Raw genomic sequence first — 6,053 nt, 5'->3', positions numbered from 1 at the left:
CGCGGCGCGGAAGTCCGTTGTCCCCCAGGGCAGGGGCGGGTCGGTCGCCGTAGGGCGGCGGCGTCGGGTCGGAGCCCCAGGGCTCGCCCGGCCCCGCGTTGAACGCGTTGGCCGGCGGTCCGCCCCAGCCGTCGGGCTGCTGCGGTTGCTGTTGGCGGGGCTGCTCGGGCATCCGCACGTCCCCGGCGGCGACCTGGCCGACGAACCACGACGGCAGGTATCCCTCGATCGGGGTGCCGGGATTGACCGCCAGCCACCACTGCGGGTCGGGCCAGGCGTCCGCCAATGCTCCAAATCGGACATGGCGGTAATTTCCGGCATGCGAACGCAGGCACAGGCGCATCGCCTCGGGCGAGGTGAAGGCCAGCACGTGGGTGCGTTCCTCGGTGGCCCAGGTCGCCCAGCTACCGGAACCGGTGACGCTGGGCGAGGTCTCCTCGGTGATGGGCAGCAGCAGATCGATACGCGCGAGAGTATGGAAATACTCTTCTTGCTGGCCTGATCTCAACGCATCGCGCATGCGCTGTTCGATGTCGGTGGCAGGCTCCCACATCGGCGTCACGCTCTCTCCTGGCGGTGCGGCCCCCCACACGACAGTTTTGACGTCGACACCGTAACGCGTCGCGGCCCTCTGTGTATAGGCGGATCGGGGTGTATAACTCTCTGAATCGACAAGAGTACGCTAGGAGCCTTCCTGGGACACCAACACGACGTCGTAATCTGGACGTCGTGCATTCCGAAACGCCGTTGGCGCTGAAGCGACGTGCCCGGCGCATGGCACGCAAGCTGGCAGAACTCCATCCCGATGCTCACTGCGAGCTCGATTTCGGCACCCCTTTCCAATTGGCGGTGGCCACGATCCTGTCGGCGCAGTGCACCGACGTGCGCGTCAACGCCACCACCCCCGCGCTGTTCGCGCGCTTCGGCGATCCCGCCGCGATGGCCGCGGCCGACCGCGCCGAGCTCGAGGAGCTTATCCGCCCCACCGGGTTCTTCCGCAACAAGGCGGCCTCGCTGCTGGGCCTGGCCTCGGGCCTGCTGGAGCGGCACGGCGGCGCCGTACCCGACACCATGGACGAACTGGTGCGGCTGCCGGGCATCGGGCGCAAGACCGCCAACGTCATCCTGGGCGACGGCTTCGGCCAGCCCGGGATCACCGTGGACACCCACATGGGGCGGCTGGTGCGCCGCTTCGGCTGGACCGAGCTCACCGACCCCGTGAAGGTGGAGTTCGTGGTGCGCGAGCTGATCCCCAAGCCCGACTGGACCATGTTCAGCCACCGGATCATCTTCCACGGACGCCGGGTCTGCGCGGCCCGCGCGCCCGCGTGCGGCGCGTGCGGGCTGGCCCGGCTGTGTCCGTCGTACGGCGTCGGTCCGACCGACCGGGCCGCCGCCGTCAAGCTCCTGAAGGGGCCGCGCGCCGCCGAGCTGGCCGCCGCCGCGGAGGCGGCATGAGCTGGTGGCGTTGGGTGGCCGGGGCCGCCGCGTGCCTCGCGCTGCTGTCGGGGTGTTCGGGCGGCGGCTCGCCGACCGGCTCCGGCGGCGCGCCGGCCTCCGGCTGGAAGGTGGCCTGCCCGCACCCGTCCGGCAAGACGGTGGCGCGGGACTTCGACGCCTCCCTTCCCTGCCTGTCGGGCGGCAAGGACTACCGGCTCGGCGCCACCGGCGGCAAGCCCCTGGTGGTGAGCCTGTGGGCGTCGTGGTGCCGCCCCTGCCGCGCCGAGGCCCCCGCCCTGGAGGCGGCGCACCGCGACCTCGGCGACAGGCTGCGGGTTGTCGGCGTCAACAGCCAGGACGACCGCGGCGCGGCGCTGGCCTTCGCCGAGGAGGCCAGGTGGCACTTCCCGTCCGTGTTCGACAAGAACGCCGAGGTCATGCATGATCGAGGTCTGACGACGCTGCCGGCGATCTTCCTGGTCAACGCCGACGGCGTCACCGTTCACACGATCCGCGACAGCGACCTGACGTCCAAGAAGCTGAAGGCGGCGATCGGCGAGTACTTGAAGGTGCGGGAATGACACAGGTGCGACCGATCACCGACGCGGCGCTGCCGGGGTGGTGGCACCCGCTGGCCGATCGGGCGGCGCGGATCGACGGCGAGTCGATCACCCGGTTCCTGCCGCCCGCCGACGGCGGCCGGGAGGCGGGCGTGCTGATCCTGCTGGGCTCCGGCGACGACGGGCCCGACGTGGTGCTGACCCAGCGGGCCAGCTCGCTGCGGCACCACGCGGGACAGCCCAGCTTCCCGGGCGGGGTCGCCGAGCCCGGCGATGCGTCCATAGTCGACACCGCGCTGCGGGAGGCCAGGGAGGAGATCGGCCTCGACCCCGCGTCGGTCACCGTGGTGACCACGCTGCCGGAGCTGTGGATCGGCGTCACCGACCACCGGGTGACCCCGGTGCTGGCCTGGTGGCACTCCCCGCACCCGATCAGCGCCGTGGACCCCGCCGAGGTCGCCACGGTTTCGCGCTTGTCGATACATGAATTGGCCGATCCGGCCAACCGGATGCGCTGCCGCCACCCCAGCGGCTACATCGGTCCGGCCTTCGCCGCTGACGGCATGCTGGTGTGGGGCTTCACCGCCGGGGTACTGGCCGTGGTGCTGAGGCTCGGCGGCTGGGAGCGCCCCTGGGACCAGAATCGAATCACCGACTTCGATGGCGGCGACCCCTAAGCCGTACTCTTGACGGCATTGCGCCAACGGCGCGAAGGTGTAATCCCGGCGAATCGGAGGCTCGCGTGCACGGCGGCATTCTGGTGGACATGGTCATCGTGGTGCTCGCGCTGCTGTTCGCGATCAACGGGTACCGCCAGGGCTTCATCGTCGGCGCGCTGAGCTTCGTGGGCTTCTTCGGCGGCGCCGTGATCGGCGTCCAGATCGCGCCGCTGCTGGTCGACCTGGCCTCGGCGCCGGTCGCCCGGGTGGTCATCGCGCTGCTCGTGGTCTTCGGCATCGCGATGCTCGGCCAGTGGGGCGCCTCGGTGCTGGGGCTGAAGCTGCGCGGCAAGGTGAAGCGCGACGGCGCCAAGCGCCTGGACGAATTCGGCGGCGCGATCGTGTCGATGCTGGCGGTGCTGCTGGTGGCCTGGATGGTCGCCGCTCCGCTCGCCTCGTCCGGGCTGACCGGGGTGGCCGCGGCGGTGCGCAACAGCGCGATCGTGCGCGCGGTCGACGACAACATGCCCGGGCCCATCCGGGGCATGTACGACGCGCTGCGCGATTCGGTCAACACCAACGGTTTCCCGGAGGTGTTCAGCGGCATCGACCCCACCAACGAGGAACCCGTGGAGCCGCCGGACCCGAAGCTGGCCAACTCGGCCGTGGTGAAGCGGGAACAGCAGTCGGTGCTCAAGGTGGAGGGCGACGCCCCCCAGTGCGACCGCCACATCGAGGGATCGAGCTTCGTCTTCGACACCGAGCTGGTGCTGACCAACGCGCACGTGGTGGCGGGCACCGACTCGGTCAAGGTGGACACCGCGGGCGGCCAGCTGGACGCGCGCGTCGTGGTCTTCGACGACAAGCGCGACCTGGCGGTGCTGTACGTGCCCGGCCTCAACGTCCCGAAGCTCGACCTGGAGAAGAACGACGCCGAGCACGGCCAGGACACCATCGTGCTGGGTTACCCGCTGGGCGGGCCGTACCGCGCCGAGGCCGCGCGCGTCCGCCAGCAGCGGGAGGTGACCGGCCCCAACATCTACAACGACGACAACGTCACCCGCGAGGTGTACTCGCTGGCGTCCAAGGTGCGCCAGGGCAACTCCGGCGGCCCGCTGATCTCCCCCGACGGCGACGTGTACGGCGTGATCTTCGCGGCGGCCGTCGACGACCCGTCCACGGGTTACGCGCTCACCATGGACGAGGCGAAGCCGGTGATGGACGCCGGGCGCCACACCACCGATCCGGTGGGCACCAAGGGTTGTACCTGACCTCAGCCCTCGCGGTCCATCTTGTCCCTCATGGCCTGGATGTTCTCCCCCATGCGAAACACAGTGGACACCAGCTCCAGTCCCATGCGGACGAGCAGCAGATAGACGAGCCCGGCGACGGGCACCCCGATCAGCTGGATCAGGCCCACGATCGGTGCGCCGTTGGCCATCTCGACCAGCGAGCCGATCAGTCCAAACAGCACCATCAGGCCGAGCACCACCAGGGCCACGACGTAGTAGACCTGGATGACGGTGGGCGTGACGTAGCGGGCGAACGAGAGGTCGAAGAGCGAGGAGAAGAAGCCCCTGTCCTCGGCCGGTGGATGGGTCATCGCGGCGCCCTTTCGGCCAGGTCGGCCGGCGGGGGCCGACAATCTTTGTGTCTCCCGACACGCTTCACGGCGACGACCACATTGTCTAACCAGGCGCGCGATCCGCCCGGGAGCGACACTCGGGGGCGTTTGCGCATTTCAGCACCCCAATGGATCGTCCACACCTGACAAATGCGCAGGTTCGCGCAGCCCGGCCCCAAGAAAGATCGATTGGGCATACACTAGGGCCGCCCGCCAGGGGCCCTAACAGGAGGTGTGCAGGGATGGAAGAGACACTGGCCCGTGCCGGATTGTTCCAGGGGGTCGACCCCGAGGCGGTCGAGGCGCTCTCCAAGGAATTGGAGCAGGTGGAGATCAAGAAGGGCGACACGATCTTCACCGAAAGCGAGCCGGGCGACAGCCTCTACATCGTGGTGTCCGGCAAGGTGAAGCTGGGCCGCCGCTCGGCCGACGGGCGTCAGAACCTGCTGGCGGTGATGGGCCCCGCCGACATGATCGGCGAGCTGGCGATATTCGACCCCGGTCCGCGCACCGCGACGGCCACGGCGCTGACCGACCTGAAGCTGGCGCGCCTGGGCAAGTCGGCGTTGCGTCCCTGGCTGACCAACCGGCCCGAGATCGCCGAGCAGCTGCTGCGGGTCATCGCCCGCAGACTGCGCCGGACGAACGACGCGCTGGCCGACCTGATCTTCACCGACGTGCCCGGCCGGGTCGCCAAGTCGCTGCTGCAGATGGCAAGCCGCTTCGGCACCCGCGACGGCGGCGTGCTGCGGGTGACCCACGACCTGACGCAGGAGGAGCTCGCGCAGCTGGTGGGCGCGTCCCGCGAGACCGTCAACAAGGCGCTGGCCGACTTCGCCGGCCGCGGCTGGCTGCGTTTGGACGGCAAGAGCGTCATCATCCTCGACCCGGAGCGACTCGCCCGCCGCGCCCGCGTGTGAGTACCCATACGTCAAACGGCTCCAGTGGACACACGGTCCGCCGGGGCCGTTTTTCGCGGCCCCTTACTTAAAGACGCTCTCCGTACTCTCCTTGCCGTCCTTGCGTTCGGCTACACAGTAGAACGAGTGGTCGCCCTTGGTGAAGTCCTTTTTGGTTGGTGGCAGGACGTCGGAGTTCCAGTCGCTGGCGCCCACACCGAGGATGTGTTGCAGGGGGCCGTCCTTCGAACGGTCCAAACAGGACTTGCGGACCGCGTCGACGCTGGCGACCTCGGTGTAGGTGGGGGTGTCGACGTCGGCGGGCAGCTGGCCCTTGGCGTAGGCCTCCCAGCGGTGCTTGCCGTCGCACGACACCGCCGTGGCCGAGGCCAGATCGGTCCCGTCGCTGACCAGGGCGCCGTCGTAGCACACGGGTTCGTTCAAACAGGACACGCCGTACAGGGACAGCTTGCACTCCTCCTTGCCGCCGTCGCCCTTGCCCGAGGGCGCGTCGTCGCCGCTGGTGATGAACAGGATGGTGCCCACCGCCGCGGCGATGATCACGACCACGGCGATGCCGCCCACCAGGATCAGCGAGCCCATGCCGCCGGACTCCTTGCCGCCGCGCGAGGCGATGCGGCGCTCACGGCGGGTGGACAGCTCGGACTTGGGCGCCAGCACCGGCAGGTTGTCACGGCCGTCGCGGCCCACCGCCGGCATGTCCATCGTGGAGTCACTGGTGGACGGATCGGGCTGCCCCCAGGTGGCGTGGCGCGGCCGGGGCACCGGGCTGGGGCGCCGGGCGCCGCGCGACAGGGACTCCGAGGGCGGGGACGGCGACGGGGCGGGCGGTCCGGGGAGCGGAACCGGG

General features: G+C 70.0%; 7 protein-coding genes and 1 pseudogene. 5 read left to right on the top strand and 3 right to left on the bottom strand.

Annotation, left to right across the window (positions count from 1 at the left end; all coding sequences use genetic code 11):
• Positions 1–553, bottom strand: a 553-nt coding sequence (locus tag VE172_RS11740) for an SseB family protein (RefSeq protein ID WP_324801573.1), incomplete at its 3' end; no start/stop codon positions are given.
• Between the two features lie 176 nt (positions 554–729).
• On the opposite strand from VE172_RS11740, the gene nth reads away from it, so the two are divergent.
• The 4 genes from nth to VE172_RS11720 all read left to right on the top strand — a co-directional run bounded on the left by nth (position 730) and on the right by VE172_RS11720 (position 3,930).
• Positions 730–1,458, top strand: coding sequence for an endonuclease III (nth, locus tag VE172_RS11735; RefSeq protein ID WP_324801570.1), 729 nt, complete (start codon positions 730–732; stop codon positions 1,456–1,458).
• Entirely contained in the window at positions 1,455–2,021 is a 567-nt protein-coding gene (locus tag VE172_RS11730) for a TlpA family protein disulfide reductase (protein ID WP_324801567.1), read from the top strand. The genes nth and VE172_RS11730 overlap by 4 nt, the downstream gene beginning before the upstream one ends.
• Entirely contained in the window at positions 2,018–2,677 is a 660-nt protein-coding gene (locus VE172_RS11725; RefSeq protein ID WP_324801564.1) for an NUDIX hydrolase, read from the top strand. Before VE172_RS11730 ends, VE172_RS11725 begins: the two co-directional genes overlap by 4 nt.
• 65 nt (positions 2,678–2,742) lie before the next feature.
• Positions 2,743–3,930 (top strand): MarP family serine protease, encoded by a 1,188-nt coding sequence (locus VE172_RS11720; protein WP_324801561.1) that lies wholly within the window; start codon positions 2,743–2,745, stop codon positions 3,928–3,930.
• A 2-nt stretch (positions 3,931–3,932) separates the two neighbouring features.
• On the opposite strand, the gene VE172_RS11715 is transcribed toward VE172_RS11720, so the two are convergent.
• Positions 3,933–4,262 carry a DUF4282 domain-containing protein gene (locus VE172_RS11715; protein ID WP_324801558.1) on the bottom strand — a complete coding sequence of 110 codons (330 nt, stop codon included), beginning with the start codon at positions 4,260–4,262 and terminating at the stop codon, positions 3,933–3,935.
• Positions 4,263–4,525: 263 nt separating this feature from the next.
• On the opposite strand from VE172_RS11715, the gene VE172_RS11710 reads away from it, so the two are divergent.
• On the top strand, positions 4,526–5,203 hold the full coding sequence (locus VE172_RS11710) for a Crp/Fnr family transcriptional regulator (protein WP_324801555.1): 678 nt from the start codon (positions 4,526–4,528) through the stop codon (positions 5,201–5,203).
• A gap of 63 nt (positions 5,204–5,266) precedes the next feature.
• Here VE172_RS11710 and VE172_RS11705 read toward each other — a convergent pair.
• A pseudogene (locus tag VE172_RS11705) lies at positions 5,267–6,053 on the bottom strand (hypothetical protein); the annotation flags it as partial.

Origin of the sequence: Stackebrandtia sp., from assembly GCF_035643755.1 — a bacterium.
Classification (GTDB): domain Bacteria; phylum Actinomycetota; class Actinomycetes; order Mycobacteriales; family Micromonosporaceae; genus Stackebrandtia.
Note: the sequence above shows the minus strand (reverse complement) of the source record. Positions and strands in the feature narration are given on the sequence as shown.